The organism is Microcoleus harperi Pol14_C6 (assembly GCF_036701295.1).
Taxonomy (GTDB): Bacteria; Cyanobacteriota; Cyanobacteriia; order Cyanobacteriales; family Microcoleaceae; genus Microcoleus.
Genome location: NZ_JAUBQN010000062.1, coordinates 1 through 21,261 on the forward strand (window position 1 = coordinate 1; position 21,261 = coordinate 21,261).

The following is a 21,261-nucleotide window of genomic DNA, read 5'->3' on the forward strand; positions in this document are numbered from 1 at the left end:
TTCCCAATCTAAATATTAACACACGGTTTAACTATTATAAATTATAAGTTTTTACGAATCATTTAGGATTGCTATAGTAGCTTTGGTTATGGAAAAATGCTCGATTCTTCTAACAGGAGTAGCGCTCCAACGCCCTAGCTAAGAAACATTTAAACACATTTACGCTATGCCAGGTCAGTTTTTAGAACAGCTATATCTTATCGATTTGTCAGTTGGCTGCAAGATAATGGTGACGTATTGGCAGAACACCTAGCAGCTTTGGACTATGTTTTGGATTAAAATTTGTTTCAACCACTCTCAGGTTTTGTGTGATGTGCTTGAAGTTTTTAGGAATCTGTGGGCTTTTCTGGTTTCTCGATCGGTAAATGTGTGCGAAAAATTCCTAGTCGCGGTTTAAATTGAAACGTCCCAAAGTGGGGACGATCGATCGCAGCGAAAAGCTGCGGGGTTCTCGCACCAAAATCAAAGGCAGCAAGCCGAATAGCCGCACAGCAGCCGAGAGGGCAAATAGTGCTCCCAAACTCATGCCCGGAAGTTCGGCAAGAAAGCCGCCGGCGGTAGTTCCCAAAGCCCCAGCTAATCCAGAAACCGCTGCGGCGATCGCAAAATAAGTCGAAGGTTGCTCGATCGACGCTATCTCCATTTGAATATTGTTACTACACAGCCCGATCGCGCCTAACGTCGTTCCCCCCAACAAGTGCAGCAGCGGCAGCCATACCCACACCGCAAACGGGTAATTGCCCGTACCCAACCACAACAAAGGCGTTATCGCCACCACCAGCCCCACCCCAATTAGCAGGGGGCGATTTCCCCAGCGATCTGCCAACTTACCCCAAAACATCAGCAGAAGTAGATTTGCACCGGAACTTAAGCTGGTGTAAATCGTTACCAAACTTACATCCAAGCTTAAATCTTTCAGCAGGTAGATATTAAAAAAAGGTGCGCTGAGATTAACTGCAAATGCCCACATACTCAAGTAAAGAATAAACATTAAAAAATTAGAATCTTTCAGCACAGAAGGCACAAAATCTGTTATTTGCTTTTCTTTTTTCTCTGTAAGCCGATCGCTCTCAGCGTCTTTTTTGTATACCTGGGGATTCACATCAACCATAAAGAATTGACACCCCAAACTAATCATTCCCGCCAAAACACCCACAAATAAAACAATACCGTAGCCGAAAATTGGATCGGCGCCCCAAGTTGACACTCCCAATCCCATCAACGGCACTCCCAGCAAAGTGATGAGGCTGACAGCACTGTTGCGAAAGGCAAAATAGCGTCCCCGCAAGCGCTGAGGAACCACAGCAGCCATCCAACTGAACCAGCTAGAATTGGCAAAAGCTGCCAGCACGCTAGCTGCTACGACTGTTACCAGCGTCCATTGAAGCAGTTGGTGGAGGTCTTGGTGCTGGGAACCCCAAACAATAGCCACTGCCAGCACCAGCCACAGCAGCCGCGACACGCCGAATACAAAAAGGTTGTACCAGTGGCGACTGGTTGTCCGGTCCGCGATGTAGGCTCCTAATGGTTGCAGGAGATTTACCACCATCGGAATAGCCGAGAATATACCTATTTCCACACTGCTCGCTCCGAGTTGCAGCAAGAAGTTGCTCAGCAGCACGCCGGCAGTCGCAGACTCGAAGATAGCGGCAAAAACGCCGTCTAGAGTTGAGGCTTTCAGGGTCGATCGAACGTCTTTTTTAGAAAATTTGAGATCTGTTTTTGAAGATAAAACGAGCTGAGATATTTGATTGTCTAGTATTTCAGGAGTCTGAAGAGATAAAGGTTCATTTAACTCTGCAACTGGTTCAAACATAAAGTAATAGGATTTTAGTCGGAGATTAAAGAATTGGCCAATCCTGCTGTGGCAAGGGTTTGAGGCTGGCTGGTCATTAAATTATTTTTCACGCGCAGGTGTCAATAAAATTTAATCTCTACGCTCAAAATTTCTGAGCTAGCCTCTTAAGATAAAACCAGCCCCGCCTTCAAGGTGTGAGCTTGAAAGCTAGACTGGTAGTTCCGGGTAATGGTTATTAATATAGATGGCAAGCGATCGCTGACACATCAACCGCTTGGGAGATATAAGTTTGCTAATTTTACAAAAGTAGGTTTTAGGGCTTAACAAGGAAGCGAGCGCAGCATTTCGCCTGCCAAAAATTGCTCGAATTCCGCCTCAAACAAGCCACCCCAAGGGCTAAAACAAATTTCGCGCCCGATCCTCTATTCCGCTCTCAAACCTTTAGGGCTAGATAAATCTATAGAATGAAAGACGATCGACTTGCGGAGTATAGCTGCTAACTATTTTTACCTAATTCCTGGAATCCGTTGGTTCAGTCCCAGCGCTCACGATCGAGATTCCGGGTTTTTTGTGAAAATCGCCCCCTGATGCCGCTAAAGCTTCGGAGTAGGTTATTGCCGATCCTCTACTAGGACTCTGCTAACGCACATCAAAAAAAGTGTGGCTGAGATCGGCAACTGGTAGGACAAAATTATTACTTGACAAAAATTACGCTAACTGAAGATAATAGCAAACTCTAGAATTAAACTTAAACGTTTGAAAGATATCACTGCTAATGTGTGATGTCAATTATCAGCAAATTTACGGATTTTTGCATTAGATTGTGACAAAAACTCAACCTTTATCCGGGTATACACTGCCAGTATTTGCCTGTGCAGCCGCACTTGCAGCTTTGCGGTGCTTGCGTGAGGGTATCCAGTCGGTTGATAGTGTATCAATAAATTTACTGGAACCGCAAATAACGGCAGAAATTCCGATCGAGCAGGCCTCTCTACTCAAAACTGGTACTGCTTTAGGAGTGACTCGCTCCGATCCGGGGGACAATCTCGATCTGACTCGCAATACCCCCGTTTGGGCAATGGTGGAATTGGGGAATTGGGAAGAGGGGGAACAAATAAAGATTGTTGGCGGGGAGGGAATTGGACATCATAAAGCAGGTGGAGGAGCGGCAATCTATGATTACGCGATGCGACTGTTGCGATCGAATCTGAGCCGAGAACTCGCACGGGGAGAAAAAATTACTGTCACGCTGATTCTGCCGTCTGGTCGGCAACTAGCCGCCCGCACTTCTAACGAAGCTTTCGGCGTGGTAGAAGGACTTTCGCTGCTAGGTACAACAGGCATTTCTCAACCGCTGAGCGCCCCGGGACAGTTGGAAGTTTACCGCGAACAACTGCAACAAAAAGCCAAACTGTTTGACTGTTTGGTTTTCTGCATCGGCGAAAACGGCTTGGATTTGGCTCGACAACTGGGGATTAATCCTGAGAGGTTAGTCAAAACCGCTAATTGGCTCGGCCCGCTGCTGGTAGAAGCTGGATGTCAGGGGGTGCATTCAATTTTGCTGTTTGGCTATCACGGGAAGCTGATGAAATTGGCGGCGGGAATTTTTCACACTCACCACCACCTCGCTGACGGGCGCAGGGAAATTCTCACAGCTTACTGTGCTAAGGCTGGAATGCCGGCTGATGCGTGTTCCGCAATTTTTGCCGCAGCAACAGCCGAAGAGGCTCTCGGACAACTGCGGGCTTTGGACGCTCAAACTGGCAACAATTGGGTCGATCGAATTTACGGCGACATCGCCCGACAAATAGACTTGCGGTCATCGGATTGCATTTTTACTCACACTAACTTGCACATCCCCGTGGGCTCGGTGATGTTCGGGCGCGATCGCAAAATTATTGTTAAAAGTGAAATAGGAGATACATTTTTGACCCAAATTTGTTAATGTAGTGTGAATATCCCTGAATTCTGTTGAAAACATCGCTCAGGGATAATATTTAACAAGTAATAATTCTTTGTCCCTAGACCTTAATTATACTAGGTTGCTTGGGGACGCAGTTTCTGACGCCAGAGTTTAATTAATTAGGGTAAGGATTGAAGTAAATCTATGCTTGCCTTCGACCCTATTAATAGACTACGAGCGCTGACTGCAATCTAGTATAAATAAGATTTATTCCTAGCGACTAATGCTTGCTCGCCTTCCTCAGTCTTGTAGTGAAGCCGCTACAAATACATCCCCTACTTTCTGCCCAATTAGCAATTAGCAATTACGCAATAACCGTGACTACTCAAATAAAAACTGAATCAGACCTCACAAACTCTTCTCTAGGGCAGAGCGATCGCCAGACGATCGTGATTCTCGACTTCGGTTCGCAATATTCCGAACTGATTGCTCGCCGCATTCGGGAAACTCAAGTATATTCAGAAGTTATTTCTTACCGGACTACGGCAGAACAGTTAAAAGCTATCAATCCTAAAGGAATTATTCTTTCAGGAGGCCCGAGTTCTGTATACGATGAAAAAGCACCCCACTGCGACCCAGACATTTGGAATTTGGGAATACCCGTGTTGGGAGTGTGTTATGGGATGCAGTTGATGGTAAAGCAGCTCGGAGGCACGGTAGAGCGGGCTAAGTTAGCCGAATACGGCAAGGCATCGCTATTTATTGACGATCCGACGGATTTGCTGACAAATGTCGAAGAAGGCAGCACGATGTGGATGAGTCACGGAGACTCGTGTTCCGAGTTACCGTCGGGTTTTGAGATCCTCGCTCACACGGACAATACTCCGTGTGCTGCTGTTGCTCACCACGAGAAAAATTTGTACGGGGTTCAGTTTCACCCAGAAGTAGTTCACTCGATCGGGGGAATAGCTTTAATTCGCAATTTTGTTTACCACATTTGCGAGTGCGAACCGACTTGGACGACTGCTACTTTTGTGGAGGAATCGATTCGCGAAATTCGAGAGCAAGTGGGAGATAAACGAGTTTTGCTGGCTCTATCGGGCGGCGTAGATTCTTCTACTTTGGCTTTCTTGCTGCACAAGGCGATCGGCGACCAACTTACCTGTATGTTTATCGACCAAGGGTTTATGCGGAAGTATGAACCAGAACGGTTGGTAAAATTATTTAAAGAGCAATTCCACATTGATGTTGAGTATGTTAATGCTCGCGAACGCTTTTTAGCTCAACTTGAAGGGATTACCGATCCTGAAGTAAAACGCAAGCGGATCGGTCACGAATTTATCAACGTATTTGAAGAAGAATCGAAGCGTCTGGGCCCCTTTGACTACCTCGCACAAGGTACTCTTTATCCTGATGTGATTGAGTCGGCTGACACTAATGCAGACCCGAAAAGTGGCGAACGAGTTGCTGTTAAAATTAAAAGCCACCACAACGTCGGCGGTTTGCCGAAAGATTTGCGATTTAAGCTGATTGAACCGCTGCGAAAATTGTTTAAGGATGAAGTGCGAAAAGTCGGCCGGTCGATCGGGCTTCCCGAAGAAATCGTGAACCGGCAACCTTTCCCCGGCCCGGGACTGGCGATTCGGATTATAGGAGAAGTTACCGCAGAAAGACTAAATATTTTGCGGGATGCTGACTTCATTGTTCGCCAAGAAATTAACCGGCACGGATTGTACGGTGAACTTTGGCAAGCTTTTGCAGTTTTGCTGCCGATTCGCAGTGTAGGGGTGATGGGCGATCAGCGCACTTATGCTTACCCGATTGTTCTGCGATTTATTAAGAGTGAAGACGGGATGACGGCTGACTGGGCGCGGGTTCCTTACGATTTGTTGGAACTGATCTCGAACCGGATTGTGAATGAGGTTAAGGGGGTGAACCGGGTGGTTTACGATATTACTTCTAAGCCACCGGGAACGATCGAGTGGGAGTGATTTCTAGTTAGCGATTAAGTAGGCGGACTGATTTTTTTGTCTGTCTACTTATTTTGATTTTGGATAAAAGGGCGATTCCCTCTGGGATAGGTACGCTTCACGGGCTTCCGGGGGTTCAGGAGTGAAAAGGGCGATCGCTTTTATAGAACCCATTTGACATTTTTTACTTGAAGTAAAGTGACTGCAAAATTCGTATCCAGCAGTTATGCCCTACTCTACCAGCCTCACAGACGAAGAGTGGATCATCCTCGAATCCTTGTTTTTTCCGGTTGTGGCAAAGTAGGGGAATAGAATGGGCAAATGCTTGGATAGAGACTTGCAAAATCCTCGTCAGTAATTTTTAGAAAACTCTAGTTGATGCAAGTGCCAAGGTTAATCTTTGTTTTATTACAAGACTTCGGACAGTGTTTGATAACCAACCGTATAATATGGCTTTCAAGGCGATTCGGCAATCGAAATACCAAAGAAAAATCAAGGGTTTCAGACTATAAATTAAAAACTCTCCGGACTATTGTTATTAGGCTGATGGTGATAAGGCTTGCAGCCTCTTATATCTCAACTGGGTTTTATAAACGTTCGCCAGTTGAGCTACGATCGCACTTTTTAACGTGCTTAGCTTAAACTCCAGTCATGTTTTTTGAGGAAAAAGTTTTATTATAATTTAAGCGCGCTCAGCAAAAAAAATCTAGGGAGCAGTATAATGATTATAACAAGAATAACTCAAAGATATCAACAGCAAATGTTGACTTGTACATGGGTGGTATCTTTAGGTTTTTTACTGTTCTCACCTGCTGCTACAGGACAGCCAATTACTCCTTCTCCAGATGGCACAGGAACTGCTGTTAATTCCTCCGGCAATCAATTTAAAATCAACCGGGGACAGCTCTCAAAAGACGGCACTAATCTCTTTCATAGCTTTCAGCAGTTTGGACTCAAAGACGGTCAAATTGTCAACTTTATTTCTGAGCCAAATATTCGCAATATTTTAGGGCGAGTTGTGGGTGGCGATGCTTCTTATATTAACGGTTTAATTCAAGTAATAGGCGGTAGTTCTAACTTATTTTTGATGAATCCGGCGGGGATTGTTTTTGGTTCCAATGCTCAACTAAACGTGCCTGGTTCATTCTTGGCAACGACAGCAACCGGAATCGGATTTGGCAACAATTGGTTTCAGGCAGTTGGCGTTAATGAATACGCTATGCTGATAGGAACGCCAAGCACTTTAAATTTTGGTACAGCTCAGCCAGGGGCGATCGCAAATTTCGGTCAACTGCGCGTACCTAACGGGCAAACGCTAGCTTTAATAGGCGGAACAGTTTTCAGCCCCGGTACTTTGTCAGCACCTTCCGGGCAGATTGCGATCGCATCGGTGCCCGGAGAAAACTTAGTCCGCATTTCTCAAGCAGGGCATCTGCTGAGTTTAGAAATTTCCCCCTCTTCTAATCTAGATTCGGCTTCTGTGCCGTTGAGTCCCCTCACCCTGTCCCAACTGCTGACAGGGGGTAGTAGCAATGCTACAGGCGTTACAGTTAACAGCGACGGAAGCGTACAGCTAACGAATTCAGACTTGCGGGTAGAAGCGGGCGATGTGGCAATTGCCGACACTCAGGCAACTGGTGCGAACCAAAATTTAGCAGTGTCTGCTCAAACGGCTACTGTGTCAGCGGCGCGTAACCTGACTCTAGCAAACAGGCAACTACAAACAACCGGTGACTTGAAATTGCAAGCGGGGGAAAATGTCCGCATCCGCGACAGCGCCGCTAATTATTTTGTTGCAGGTGCAGGTGGAAACCTAACCCTGCAGGGCGATCGCCAAATAGACATCCAGGCTCGCAATCACTCCCAAAGCTCACTGAGCGCTGGCGGCCGCATCACACTTACCAGTAACGGTACTGTATCCGGTGATGCCCTCTTCAGAGCTGGCAGCGATTTCTCAATTGCCACACTGCAAGGTAGCCCCGGCAACTTCGCAAGTTCAGGCGGTTCTACGATCGTCTCAGGCGGAAACGTCTCTTTTGGTAATTACGCAGGCGCTTCTCTGGAAGTGCAAGCCAAAGGCGCGATCGCAGCAGGCGATCTCGCTATCAGCAGTTCCGCATCTAGCGATCGACCGCAGTTGGTTTTAACGGCTGGCAACCTACCCACTCCCCTCACTGGAAAGATCGCTCTAGCACCGGCCAGTTCTTCACCTGCCAGCATTCAAGTTGGCAATATCGCGATCGCAGGTTCAGTTTTTTTAGGCGCTGCAAACAGCATTCAAGCAGCATCCATTACTTCAAATGGCGGAGATCTCGCGCTGGTAGCGTCTGGGGACATCACAGCGGAAAACCTGAATACTTCAACTTTAACGGGCAATGCCGGCAATATTACCCTCTACAGCACGGGGGGAAGCATAAATACGAACGCCAGCACCTTGAACGCTTCCTCGATAGCCGGTAACGGTGGGTCAATTTTCCTATATGGGACAAACGCGATCGCCATCGGTGAAATTACAACCTCTAGCTTCATTGGAAACGGAGGCAGCGTCACCCTTTATTCAGAAGGCAAAATCAGTACGGGCAACATCAACACTAGCGGAATCAAGGCAGGTGAGATCAGCTTCCTTAGCAATCCACCAAATCCTTCGGTGGAGGTGGCTCCCGCGCTGCCACCAGAACCACCAGCGGTCATACCTTCCCCGGTGCCAGCACCATCACCTGTCCCGCAGCCACCAGAACCGCCACCGCTCATACCTCCCCCAGTGCCAGCAATACAACCATCGCTGCCACCAGAACCACCACCGCTCATACCTCCCCCGGTGCCACCAGAACCACGAGTGTTCATACCTTCCCCAGTGCCACCAGAACCACGAGTGTTCATACCTTCCCCCGTGCCACCAGAATCACCAGCACTACCTCGCTTTCAGTTCCCTGAACTCGCACCTCTAAACAATGGCTTAGTAAGCCTGACACCGAGTGCCATTCAGTGCTTAACTGAGGAACAATTATTGGAGCAGCAGGCAGGAGTGCCCCTCCAAACTGCGCCGAAAGACTACAGCAAAGCGATCGCCTGCTACCAGCAGAATTTAGAGCTGGCGAGACTCTCCCGCGATGACGCTAGGGAAGGCTATGCCCTCAACAATCTAGGCACAACTTACTACGCAATCGGAGATTATGAAAAAGCAATTTCTTACCAGCAACAGCGGTTAGCACAAGCGGAATCCAGGGCCGATTTATTGGGAAAGGGACAAGCTTTTATTGGTTTGGGAGCTGCTTACGGCGCGATTGGCAATTATAAAAAAGCGATCGAATACTACGAGCAAAGTTTGGAAGTAGCGCACTCCCTAAAATCGGCTGATTTAGAAGCGAGTATCCTAAGAAATTTGGGATTAGTTTATTACGCCCAAAAAGAGTATACAAGGGCAGTAGAATATCAAGAGCAAAGTTTAGCGATCGCTAAACAGCAGCGCGATCGCCGAGGCGAAGCCATTGCTTTGAGTAATTTAGGATTAGTACACTATTCCCTGACTGATTATGCCAAAGCAATTGAAGAGCAGAAACAAAGTTTAGCGATCGCCTTAGAACTGCGCGATCGTTTCGTTCAAGGTCGCGCTTTAGAAAATTTAGGAATTGCTTACTATGCTGTCAAAAATTATCCTCAAGCGATTGAGTCTTACCAACAGAGTTTAGCCATTGCCAGAGAACTGAGCGATCGCCACGCCGAAGGCCGCGCACTCAGCAATTTAGGTGACGCTTTCTACAAAGCAAAGCAACCAGCAGAAGCTATCAAAGTTTTATTTTCAGCTATTGAAATTTGGGAATCTCTGCGGTCAAATTTAAAAAATAACGACCTCGATTTAATTTCAATTTTTGAAACCCAAGAAACAAGTTATAGTATGTTACAAGAAGTGCTTGCCAATCAAAATAAGCATAAAGAAGCGCTAGAAATAGCAGAGCGTGGACGGGCGCAAGCTTTTGTTAGATTATTGAACCACCGTTTTTCTGTCCAGTCAGCACAGGCTACCCTAAAGTCATCAGAAACTCAAATAAAACCGATCGACATTCCGGAAATACAGCAAATTGCTAAAGAACACAATTCTACTTTAGTTTCTTACTCGCTTATCAAAGAAGTTGTAGAAGCTGATGGTCAAAGAAAGCTGCAAGATTCAGAACTTTATATCTGGGTAACGCAGCCGACCGGAAAAATTGAATTTCGTCGCATCAGTTTGAAACGTTTGGCTGAAGAAAAAACTTCATTAAAAGCCGTGATTACTCAAGGTCGTTGCTTCATTCCCAGTTGCCTGCGAAACAAGCAGCGATCCCAACCAGCTACAAATCCCACCCCAACCATGCCTCTTGTCGAGCAACGATTTTTAGATCCGTCATTGCAAGAGCTTTATCAACTACTGATCGAACCAATTGCTGACCTTCTACCTCAAGATCCAGCGTCGCGAATTACCTTTATTCCTCATGAATCTTTGTTCTTAGTTCCCTTTGCCGCGCTGCAAGATACTTCGGGAAACTACTTGATAGAAAAACATACTATTTTAACAGCACCTTCAATTCAAGTGCTGTCTTTAACAAAGAAACAGCAACAGCTTGCTTCAGGAAAAGGTGCGCTAGTGGTTGGGAATCCTACCATGCCAAGTGTTGCCTTTACGACGAACCAACCTCCTCAACAACTGTCATCACTCCCACACGCTGAAGCCGAAGCGATCGCGATCGCTCAGCTTTTGAATGCTGAACCGCTTACAGGCGACAAAGCGACAAAAGTAGCTGTTTTACAGCAAATAGAGCGATCGCGCATCGTGCATTTAGCAACTCACGGCATTTTGGATGACGTAGAGGAATTGGGGGTACCTGGAGTCATCGCACTTGCCCCAAGCAAGGGTGACAGTGGCTTACTCACTGCTAGCGAAATTTTCAATTTGAGGTTGAATGCCGAACTCGTCGTTTTGAGTGCTTGCAATACGGGTCGCGGTCGTATTACAGGTGATGGCATCATTGGTTTATCGCGATCGTTTATTGCAGCAGGCGTTCCGAGTGTTGTAGTTTCTCTGTGGTCAGTATCTGACGAATCAACAGCCGAGTTGATGGCGGAATTTTATCGGCAGATGCAGCTAACCCCTGATATTGCCCAAGCGCTGCGGAAGGCCATGCTGGTGACATTGGTCAAACATCCTAATCCTGTAGATTGGGCAGCTTTTACCCTCATTGGCGAAGCAGAGAAACGTTAACCCGGAAAAGCTGATTTCCTGTCGTCAAGAGACCTAATACCTGCTCTTGGGTACTTAGTGTGCCTAATTATCATTTTTCTGGTGTCTTACACCCCACGTCGGGCCCTTTGATATCAATTCCGGTTAGATCGGAATGTTTAAACCACAGAGAACGCAGAGGATACAGAGGAAGGGAAGAGAGATGGATAATTCCGATGAAGGGCGGATTTGATATAACTCTCACACTCAAAGGGCGGAAGGTGGGTTGTAATTTTTCCACCGCTGCATAGGTTTCAATGCTGTGACTTCGCTCACTGGTAACACGGACTTGGTTCACCGAATATTTTCAGTATTATCACGCAAAAAAACCAGCACCATCACTTGCTCTTAAGAGAAACCACGAGATGATTAAGGTGTCGAGTTCAAAACAATCTCATGTATCCAGTTAATCTTCTCCCCGGCGCTATCAACGAATTAATTGCCACTGTCACAGATACTCACCGCGTTACCAAAGCTGACCGCTACGGCATGATGGCCGCTATCCTTGATGAGTCCATCAGTGAAGAAGAACGTGGCTCACTCGATCGTCTGATTCGCTCCCTGGTCAAAGGTCGGGTTCAAGTCAGTGATGAACTCTCCATCGTCTCGTAAGCAGAAAGCTCGTTGAGAACTCGACACTCTACAACAGCTTTCGATTGGGAAAGTTTAGACCAGTCACTGATATTGCGATCGGCCTCTACAAGGATAGCTTTTTGTATAATGCACTTTTGACATAGACAACTAGCGTTCGCAACTTCATAAACATTATGACGGATACCATCCAGCATCTCATTGAGCCACACATTCAAGATTTGGGTGGGTTCCAAGCCCGTCGCTTGCTTCCCTCAGACGTTCTAGCACTGGTAGGGCCGTTCATCTTTTTTGACCATCTGGGCCCTGCGGTGTTTCCACCCGGCCGGGGCGTGGATGTCAGACCGCATCCGCACATCAACTTAGCAACCGTCACCTACCTGTTTGAAGGTGTTTTGCTGCATCGCGATAGTGTGGGCAGCGTTCAAGAAATCCGTCCCGGTGCGGTGAATTGGATGACAGCAGGGCGAGGCATTGTCCACTCCGAACGCACGCCTGACGACGAGCGCAGCAAAGAAGCCATCCTGCATGGCATTCAAACCTGGATAGCACTTCCCGATGAATACGAAGAAACCGACCCCTGGTTTCGGCATCATCCGGCTTCTGAGTTGCCTGTTTGGGAGGATGCAGGAGTTTCGTTCACCCTAATTGCCGGTGATGGCTATGGTCGTACTTCGCCAGTTCAAATATTTTCACCGATGATTTATCTGGACGTGCAACTAACTGCTGGAAGAGAATTTACCTTACCGGGCAATTACAGCGAACAGGCGGTTTACAGCGTAACAGAGGGGCTTGCGATCGATGGAGTGCCTCTGGAACAACATCGGTTGGCAGTTCTAAATTCAGGCACTGAAGTAAACATTTCTGCTTCAGGCAAGGCTCGTTGTATTGTGATTGGCGGTGAACCTGTTGGTGAGCGGCATAAGTGGTGGAATTTTGTTTCGAGTCGGCACTCGCGCATTGAGCAAGCTAAACTCGATTGGAGAGAGGGACGGTTTGCTCAGGTTCCTCAAGAGACAGAGTTTATTCCGCTGCCAGAAGAGCCACCTTCTCAAGCAGAGCAACCGTTGTGAATAACCGCAGCGATTTAAATTAAAAAACAGTTTTTTGATTCAGAATTCGCCTTTTTCACCTGACGGGGTTGTCACCCCGTCAGATTGGTGGATTGACTGCCGGGACAAATCATAAGTTTTTTTACTTGATTAGAGCTTTTGTTTATACCATTAGTTGCACCAGGAATCCGAGTTCCGGGATGAACCCGTTCCTAAAGGATTGGGATGCTTTCGTAACTATCGGCCTATATTACGCTTCATTTGATCGAGTTCTTCGTCAGCTTCCCAGCGTTGAAACTTTTCTTCTAAAGGGTCTGCGGCCGTAAAACTGCTATAATTTGAACTCTGATTCCAACCCTTTGTATCCCAATTCTGCTCTGTTTTAGTGGTGGTAGTTCGAGTTGCAGCTTCTGCCGCTTTTGCTCGGACTTCTTTTCGCCGTACTTGAATTTGGCGGTAGAGTTCTTTGGCTTTTTCAATCCGTTCTTTGCAGCCTTGCATTTGACCCCAGCGCTGATTTCCCTGACGCAGCAAAGCGGCTTGCCGCTCTTGGGCGGCTTGAGCTAAATCGAGCCTTTGAGCAGCTTTAGCTTTGTTGATGCGATCGTTCCAGCGCTGAATTTCTTGAGCGGCGGAGAGAATTTCGGCTTGCAGTTTTTTCTCTTGTTTTTGGATATCGAGAATCAGTCGCAGGGTGTCTTCTTCTTGTTCCTTCAGTTGTTCTTCTATTGCCTGCAATTCCAGATGGGGATTGCTACGCAAAAATTCTTCTAATCTGGTTTCTAGAAAGCGGCTGAAATCATCAAATAAGCCCATTTTTTATAATTCCTCAGTCATCAGTTATGAGTCATTAGTCATTGGTCATGAGTTATTAGTCATTGGTTATTAGTCACTGGGGATATATTATCGATTCTGAGTTGTTAGTTATAGCAGAAAAAAGTTCGGTAACTAATTGGGAAGCGATTTAACGGATAGAATCAAGAAGCAATAAAAGCAATGGTTTCAACAATTAAGAACGTCTTGGCGGTTCCTATATTATAACTGTTTTCACTGCTCGTGATATACAGCCCGATCGCTGCCCATTACTGATTACCTATGACCTAACTCATAACTAATGACTGATGACTAATGACTGATAACTGATGACTGATTAGAACTTTTGGCCGACAAAAACCGATCGCACATCTCCTCCCTTGCGGATAACGGCTTCTTGATTTTTGATTTCTGCCAGCGTCCAACCGCTAGCGCCAATGCTTTCGCCCACATAAATTCTGCGGGCTACGCCGTCTACTTCAAACAAAGCAGCCGATCGATCGCCCAGCTCCAAAATCCCTACCAACGTGTGCGCGGAAGTCGGGGCGCTGCTGACGGCCGGTGCGGATTGCTCCGGCGCGGGCGCGGATTGCTGGGCTGGGGGCGCTGGTGCCGGTTCGGTTTCGCGAGCCAAAATCTTTGGCTGGGGAGACTCCGAGGGGGAAGGGGAAGCAGCGAGGGGATCTCGACTGCCTGCAGCGGCGATCGCACGACCGGAGGCTGGGGCCGCCGGCGATGGGGACACTGCGGTGGTTTGAGGAGCCGCCGGAGCAGCAGCTACCGGAGCAGCCGGAGCCACAGTCACCTGAGCGGGGGGAGGGATGACTACAACTTGGGGTGCTGGTGCTCCCGGCTGCGAGGCAGCTTGTTCGAGGGCATTAGCAATGCGGTTGACTGCTGTCGAAAGACCTGCAGTGGCTGGTGGCGCGCCGGAAATTGGAATGCTCGGCAGCGTCCCTGGGGTGGGGGCTCCGGGAACTCCTGCAAGTTGGGAGTTAGCTTGGGGTGCTTTTTTTTGTTCGATCGCGTCTAGCGAGCGCTGCACGTATTCTACAAAGGGGGTGTCTGGTGCTGTTTTTCCACTTGCTGCGGGTGTCTCTGGTGCGGGGGCGGCGGGCAAGCGCACCAGTCCCGACCGGCTTGCGAGCCATAACCCCATGACTAGCAGCAGCGACCCACATGCTGCTCCCAGCAGGATTCTGTCGAAGGATTGTTTGGACTGCTGTTTTTTGGCTGTTTCTAGGGCGACTTGACGGGCGATGGCTTCTACGTCTTTTTCCGCCCCCTGCGGCTGGGGGGGTGCCAACTGCGACAAAACTATTTGAGGTACAGAGATCGACTTGAGCGCCACGAATTCAGGCTGCACGGGTTCCGATGGCAGTCCGCCGCTGCCGTCGAATGCTCTATCGACTCCTTCAAACAGTTCGTCCATCAACTGGTCGGCGTAGGACTCTACCGCCACTGCTTCGGCTGGCACTGTTTCGACGGTCGCAACCACGGAGATCGGATCGGACGCTGATTCCAAAGACATCTGTTTGGCGATTACTTTTTGAGGCATAGTTTTCTCTGATTCGCGCTGCTCGACAACCCTGAGACTGTTAACTTTTGACTTCTACAGGATACTTGTGATGTTGACCAATTCTTGGCTCAGGACAGGTCAATTGTATCTCACTCATCACCATATTTTTAGTCCTCGGCCAACTTACTTTGCCCGCTCGACTTTTTTTTTAACTGTTTTGGGCCTTTTAGTCCCTGTTTGCTGCTGCCAGTCTTATTTTTGCTTAAGCTGACTTTACCGCATATTCTACTGCTTTTGTCAACCCACCCTCCGGGTCTTCACAGTTTTTGACATACAGCTTTACTTGAGGCTCGCAAAAAAAGCGGTTTTTTTGGTGCTGTTTCCGATCGCATTGCAGCTTTAACAACGATTTTAGACTTTTACCAGTCTTAAGTTTGTTTGTCAGTTTGCTGGACAGTAGTAACAAGAAACCGATCGTATAACTTTAATACCATAGCTTCATCACACTTAGGTAATAAATTGTCAAATCTTGCCAAATCCTCGGCTAAATAAGCATTGTTACTAATATTTTTTTTACAGCACTATTTGTCATATAAAAAGAAAAAAATATTGAAATTTGTCAATATATATTCGTTTCAGCCAGAAAATTTTTCAGCCATAATTTTTCTAGCTCCTGTCATTTTGGGCAGGAGCTAAACACAACACTCGGACAACCTAAATTAACCCACCCGTTCCGCCAACTCCAACCAGCGCTCAGTCGCCCGATCGATCTCCTGCGTCAACTGAGCCAAACGATCCGATAACTTCTTCATCTCTGCAAACCCGCTGGGAGCATTGTGAGACAAAATCTTCTCAATGTCTTCTTTTTCAGCTTCCATCTGCGGAATTTTACTTTCTAATTCTTCGTATTCCCGCTTCTCATTAAAGGAAACTTTGGTAGTTTTTTGAGGGGAATTGGTAGATTTTGAATTGTTAGATTCAGCGGTGCGTGTCAGTTTTTCTTTTTCTTTTTGTCCTTGGATTTCCTTAGCTTCTTCGGCTTTCTTGTAGTCTAAATACACCGAATAATTGCCGGGATACAAACGCAAATTGCCGCCCGGTTCTAAGGCGAAAACCATGTCGATCGTGCGATCGAGAAAATAGCGATCGTGGGACACCACAATCACGCAGCCGTTAAAATCTTCGAGATAATCCTCCAAAACCGCCAAAGTCTGCACGTCTAAGTCGTTTGTCGGTTCGTCCAAAATCAGCACGTTCGGCGCACTCATCAGCACTTTCAACAGAAATAATCGGCGCTTTTCCCCGCCCGAAAGTTTGTTAATCGGTGCATACTGTTGGTTCGGTGGAAACAGAAACTTTTCCAACATTTGAGAAGCGGTAATGATTTCCCCATCCGCCGTTTGCACTAATTCCGCCACACTTTTCAAGTATTCAATAACTCGCTGGTCTTCGTTGGGCGTCAAATCCTCGGAATGCTGGTCAAAATAACCGATATGAATGGTTGTGCCAATTTCGACAGTACCCGAATCCGGCTGAATGCGTCCGGTGATGATATCCATCAGCGTCGATTTTCCCGCACCGTTGCTGCCAATAATTCCTATCCGGTCTTCGGGTGTGAAATTGTAGGTAAAATTTTTAATTAAAGTGCGATCGCCATAGGCTTTACAGATATTCAGTAACTCAATCACCTTCTTACCAATCCGGCGGCCCGCTGTCGCAATTTCGACTTTGCCGTTGGCTGTTTTGAACTCCTGGGCTCGCATATCTTTAATGCGATCGATCCGAGCTTTTTGCTTGGTACTCCGCGCCTTTGGCCCGCGTTTGAGCCATTCCAATTCGCGCCGCAATACACCCGCGTGTTTGCGAACACTGCTGGCGGCCGATTCTTCAGCTAAGGCTTTTTTCTCCAAGTAATAAGCGTAATTGCCAGAATAATTGTAAAGGTCGCCGCGATCGATCTCTAGGATGCGATTGGTAACGCGATCGAGAAAATAGCGATCGTGCGTAATCAGCAGCAAAGCACCGCGATAGCCGTTCAAATAGTTCTGCAACCACTCCACAGACAGCGCATCCAAGTGGTTTGTCGGTTCATCCATTAGCAACACATCGGGCTCGGACAACAAGGCCGTTGCTAAGGCAATTCGCTTGCGGTAGCCGCCGGACAAGTCGGCAATTTTCGCATCAAAATCCTCAATCCCCAACTTGGTCAAAATCAATTTGGCCTTGGTTTCCAAATCCCACGCATCCACCTCATCAATGCGTTCAGACACCGCAGACAGACGCGCCATCAACTTGTCTGTATCGCCTTTGCCGTGAGACAGTTGATCGGAAATTTCCTCGTATTCCCGCACTAAAGCCATTTGTTCGCCACTGTCGGCAAATACTTGCTCTAAGACAGTGTGATTTTCGTCTAAATCCGGCTGTTGGGGGAGATAAACAATTTTAGACCCTGGATTGACCCAGCGATCGCCAGAGTCGATCGACTCCATACCCGCAATCATTTTCAGCAGCGTTGATTTCCCGGAACCGTTAGTGCCGATGAGTCCGACTTTATCGCCTTCATCGAGGCTGAAGCTGGCATCTGTCAAGAGTTCCTTGATGCCGAAGTCTTTTTTTATCGATCGCAGAGTAAAAATAGTCATCTGTATAGAAAGTCATTTACCAGTCCGTTATATCTATGATATCAGAGAACTTTCTTTTGAGCGTCCACACTTACATTTGAGTCTCTATTTATATGCTGAAGCAGCATTATCAAAAACTTATTAGCTTGCAAAAATTTTAGTTCAAATGATATAATCACTTTCAGTAAATGTATCCTGTAAAATACCCATGTCAGAAGAACCGATTTGGATTGTTACTCGTGAAGATTCCGAAGATGAAATCATAGAAGGAGCAAAAGGTTGGGGAGAAGACACAGCTAAAAAGGTTAGTGCATTAATGCCAAAACCTGTCGATCCTGAAAAGCTGAAATACGAGTGGAACCGGACAATGCGAGTTGTGTGGCAGTTGATCCAGGAATCTGAAAAGGAGGCCAGTGGCAATTTGGGGATGCAATTGGATGAGGTTACGTTGGCGATCGAGATTAATGGTAAGGGACAAGTAAACATCATGGGGGCTTGCAGTAGTGAAGCCAATGGTAAAGGTGCAATAACTCTCAAGTTCAAGCGGGCTGAATCGAAATAAAATGTCGAACAATTGGGCGATCACGATCGGTGTCAATTATTATGAACATCTTCCTGCGCCAAAACATTTAAAATATGCCGTGCGCGATGCAGATAGCGTCAAAAACTTTCTGTGTAACCAAGCTGGGTTTTCTCGTGACAACGTTATCCTCTGTTCTGATGATTCTGAACCTATTGGCAACAGGAAAATACCAACTCATCCAACTCGTTCTAATCTAAGACGGTTGTTACGTGATGAAATTGTAAGTGCTAAAGGAGCAGATAATTTATGGTTATTCTTTAGTGGCCACGGGATGCTTGGCAGAGATAATCACGATTACCTAATTCCACGCGATGGTTATTCCAGAGATTTAGAAGAGACAGCGATTTCTATCGACTTTGTAACTCGCTGTTTGATGAATTGTCAAGCTAGAAATGTTGTACTAGCTCTGGATATGTGTCGCGACAAAAATACAGATGGCAGCAAAGGGGTTGGCGATCTAGGAACTGACACAGCAAAGTTAGCAAAGCAACGAGGAATTATCACTATTTTTTCATGCGATCCAAGTGAGAGATCTTATGAGATTACTGAGTTACAGCAGGGTGCATTTACTTATGCGTTATTGGAGGGTTTGACCAATCATAAAACACCACGCTCTTTAGAGCAATACTTACAACAGCGTGTGCCACAACTTAACCGCAATCATGGAAAACCCGATCAGTTTCCACAGATTAGTGTCAATTATACAAACTTGTCTGATTCTCCTTTGTTGCTAGAGTTAGGTCAACAGGCATCCTTAAGGGATACTAGGAATCTCGGAGAAAAAGTATCTATCCCGCCTGCTTCCAGAGAAAATGCCAAGGATTTCAGCTATTCACCGAGCGATAAATTAGTCAAACCACTAATTCCCGGTACTGCCCAATTTGCATTTGAAGTTGTAACAGTTGATTTCCAAGGTATAAAGAAGAGTAGCCACTCCGATCAAACCCAGCAATTAACTGAGGAATTAGGTAATGGTGTGACATTAGAAATGGTCGTAATTCCAGGAGGAACATTTTTGATGGGTTCACCAAAATCTCAACCAAAATCTGCTTCTGCTAATGACGAACCTCAACATTCCGTAACAGTCCAACCCTTTCTGATCGGCAAGTACCCAATAACTAAAGCACAATGGAAAGAAGTTGCTTCTTTGCCAGAAGTACGTCAAAATCTAAAACTTCGCCCATCCCGCTGCGGAGGCAAAAGTCACCCTGTTACCGAAGTTTCCTGGCATGATGCCGTTGAGTTTTGCGATCGCTTATCTCAAAAAACAGGTTGCGAATATCGTCTTCCTACCGAAGCAGAGTGGGAATATGCCTGTCGTGCTGGAACCACAACTCCTTTTCACTTTGGCGAAACTATCACAACAGAATTAGCCAATTACGATGGTAGTTGCAGATATCATTCGGAGCCTAAAGGAATCAGTCGAGGAAAAACAATTCCTGTCGGAAGTTTTCAATTAGCTAATGACTTCGGTTTATTTGATATGCACGGTAATATTTGGGAATGGTGTTTAGACTATTGGCACGATAATTACGATAATGCGCCTATAAACGGATCGGCCTGGTTGGCTAGCAGCCAGAATCAAACTCGTGTAATACGAGGTGGTTCCTGGCGTAATGAGCCGCGCCTATGTAGTTCCACTTCCCGTCTAAAGGGTGATGCAAATCGTGGATTTAATGACACCGGCTTCCGAATTGTTCGTTCTTTGTCCAGAAGCTAGGACAAAAATCAAAATTTAATTTACTATACTTATTTTTTCTATGCCATTTCATCATCTGGATAAGATTTACTTGTGCTAGAATACTCATTATTCTTTTCCCTAGATAAAGTTTTATGAGGTTCCTGTGCTGAAGGCACTCTATCAAATATTTCAAAGGGAGGAATATTCTTTAAATCTCCAGTTTCTTTAGATATTTCATATATAGCTTGCTTAATTTCATCCAAAGAAACTCGGAAAAATTCTCGGTTAGTATTAAGTTTATTTACTCTACGATCTCGAAACCGCTCATGCAATAGTTTCTCTATATGTAATCCATTTTCTGAAAATATTTTGGCATGAACATTAAATGGAAATGGAACTGCACGGTTTATATCGCTGATAAACCCATCTAAATTTTTTCTATTCATTCCTATCCTGTAAATATCCTTATCTTTAAAAGAATCAACATTAGAAATAATATATAGAGTGCCTGAATTGAGCTTTTGATAACGTGAAACCGCTTTTTCTTCCTCACTATTAGCCTGAGCTACTTGTTTTTCTAACTGCTGGATTTGGGATTGATATTCTTGTAGCTGGATGCCTACACTTTGTTGCATTTCCAAACGTATTTTTTCGATTTCTTGCTGATATTGTATCTTTTTCTGCTGAGCATTTTCAGCTTCTTGTTTGGCTTTTTTGATTTTTTCAATTACACGACGCTCGTCATTTTCTATCTTTTTTTGTTCCTGCTCTTCTTGTTCTATTTGTTTTAATTCATATGTAAGCTGTAACTCTTTTAAGCACCAATCATAGTAGGAGTAAGAAATCTCAACCTCAGCAATTTTTGACATTTTATTCAACCTTAAATATTGATTTTTTAGTATTTTTTCTCTGGCGTATATATTCTTATGATTGAGCTTGTTAATAGCATATTCACACTCATTTTTAAAAGTTTCTAAAAGTAATATTTTATAGGCACTTATCAAGTTTTGTCCTTGTTCTTCGTTCCCTTGAAGAGTCCAGTTTTTATTACTGATACTCACAACAGCTTTACCATTGTCTTCCATGCTTTTCTGCTCTGACCGAATTTTTTTGAGGTGAGTTTTATAGTCCCGAGAATGTATAAAGTCATATAGAGGTTCGTAAAAAGCCCAGGATTGGATTAACTTTTCTTCCTCCAAACTGCGTAATTTGTGTTGTAGTCTGTTCTGCTGAAGTTTGAGTCGTATCAATGTCGCAGTTAAGACGCCTATCACTATTACGAGGAGTGTTGACAACATGAGATTCACTAGCTCTGCTGAAATACGTTATTAATCAGTTTAGACTATTTTAGAGAAGCTGTTGGCGGACGGTCGCAAGTCGCTAGTGTTGAGTTCGAGCCTATAGCGTTTTTCACAGCTATGAGGTACACTTAGTAAAGTAAAACTATTGAGAGGAAAATCATCAATGCAACCGTAT

The 21,261-nt window shown here is 45.8% G+C and carries 13 protein-coding genes; 7 read left to right on the top strand and 6 right to left on the bottom strand.

All coding sequences use genetic code 11. From position 1 onward, the window contains the following. Positions 1 to 382: 382 nt before the first annotated feature. Positions 383 to 1,816 carry an MFS transporter gene (locus QUA27_RS25590; RefSeq protein ID WP_333071658.1) on the bottom strand — a complete coding sequence of 478 codons (1,434 nt, stop codon included), beginning with the start codon at positions 1,814 to 1,816 and terminating at the stop codon, positions 383 to 385. 805 nt (positions 1,817 to 2,621) lie between these two features. Here QUA27_RS25590 and cbiD point away from each other — a divergent pair. The 3 genes from cbiD (at position 2,622) to QUA27_RS25605 (ending at position 10,907) form a co-directional block, all read left to right on the top strand. Next, a complete protein-coding gene (gene cbiD, locus QUA27_RS25595) occupies positions 2,622 to 3,743 on the top strand; it encodes a cobalt-precorrin-5B (C(1))-methyltransferase CbiD (RefSeq protein ID WP_333071660.1) in 1,122 nt (373 codons plus the stop codon). Positions 3,744 to 4,078: 335 nt separating this feature from the next. After that, entirely contained in the window at positions 4,079 to 5,692 is a 1,614-nt protein-coding gene (guaA, locus tag QUA27_RS25600; protein WP_333071661.1) for a glutamine-hydrolyzing GMP synthase, read from the top strand. A gap of 700 nt (positions 5,693 to 6,392) precedes the next feature. Continuing rightward, the gene (locus QUA27_RS25605) at positions 6,393 to 10,907 is read left to right on the top strand and encodes a CHAT domain-containing protein (RefSeq protein ID WP_333071663.1); all 4,515 of its coding nucleotides are present in this window, start codon (positions 6,393 to 6,395) and stop codon (positions 10,905 to 10,907) included. Positions 10,908 to 10,977: 70 nt separating this feature from the next. Here the strand turns inward: QUA27_RS25605 and QUA27_RS25610 are convergent, their stop codons facing one another. Further along, positions 10,978 to 11,223 (bottom strand): hypothetical protein, encoded by a 246-nt coding sequence (locus tag QUA27_RS25610; protein ID WP_333071664.1) that lies wholly within the window; start codon positions 11,221 to 11,223, stop codon positions 10,978 to 10,980. A gap of 98 nt (positions 11,224 to 11,321) precedes the next feature. Between QUA27_RS25610 and QUA27_RS25615 the strand changes: the two genes are divergently transcribed. After that, entirely contained in the window at positions 11,322 to 11,537 is a 216-nt protein-coding gene (locus tag QUA27_RS25615; RefSeq protein WP_333040392.1) for a hypothetical protein, read from the top strand. A 155-nt stretch (positions 11,538 to 11,692) separates the two neighbouring features. Continuing rightward, positions 11,693 to 12,589 (top strand): pirin family protein, encoded by an 897-nt coding sequence (locus QUA27_RS25620; protein ID WP_333071665.1) that lies wholly within the window; start codon positions 11,693 to 11,695, stop codon positions 12,587 to 12,589. Positions 12,590 to 12,805: 216 nt separating this feature from the next. Here QUA27_RS25620 and QUA27_RS25625 read toward each other — a convergent pair whose 3' ends face one another. The 3 genes from QUA27_RS25625 to QUA27_RS25635 form a co-directional block, all read right to left on the bottom strand. After that, complete coding sequence (locus tag QUA27_RS25625) at positions 12,806 to 13,384, bottom strand: TIGR04376 family protein (RefSeq protein WP_333071668.1); 579 nt, start codon at positions 13,382 to 13,384, stop codon at positions 12,806 to 12,808. A gap of 334 nt (positions 13,385 to 13,718) precedes the next feature. After that, entirely contained in the window at positions 13,719 to 14,939 is a 1,221-nt protein-coding gene (locus QUA27_RS25630) for a hypothetical protein (protein ID WP_333071671.1), read from the bottom strand. A gap of 680 nt (positions 14,940 to 15,619) precedes the next feature. Further along, positions 15,620 to 17,542: an ABC-F family ATP-binding cassette domain-containing protein gene (locus QUA27_RS25635; protein ID WP_333071672.1), complete on the bottom strand. Its 1,923-nt coding sequence runs from the start codon at positions 17,540 to 17,542 to the stop codon at positions 15,620 to 15,622. 187 nt (positions 17,543 to 17,729) lie between these two features. Between QUA27_RS25635 and QUA27_RS25640 the strand changes: the two genes are divergently transcribed. After that, entirely contained in the window at positions 17,730 to 18,083 is a 354-nt protein-coding gene (locus QUA27_RS25640; protein ID WP_333071673.1) for a Pepco domain-containing protein, read from the top strand. Between the two features lies 1 nt (position 18,084). Continuing rightward, a complete protein-coding gene (locus QUA27_RS25645; protein WP_333071674.1) occupies positions 18,085 to 19,824 on the top strand; it encodes an SUMF1/EgtB/PvdO family nonheme iron enzyme in 1,740 nt (579 codons plus the stop codon). 38 nt (positions 19,825 to 19,862) lie between these two features. Here the strand turns inward: QUA27_RS25645 and QUA27_RS25650 are convergent, their stop codons facing one another. After that, positions 19,863 to 21,083 (bottom strand): SNIPE associated domain-containing protein, encoded by a 1,221-nt coding sequence (locus tag QUA27_RS25650; RefSeq protein WP_510175271.1) that lies wholly within the window; start codon positions 21,081 to 21,083, stop codon positions 19,863 to 19,865. Between the last annotated feature and the right edge of the window lie 178 nt (positions 21,084 to 21,261).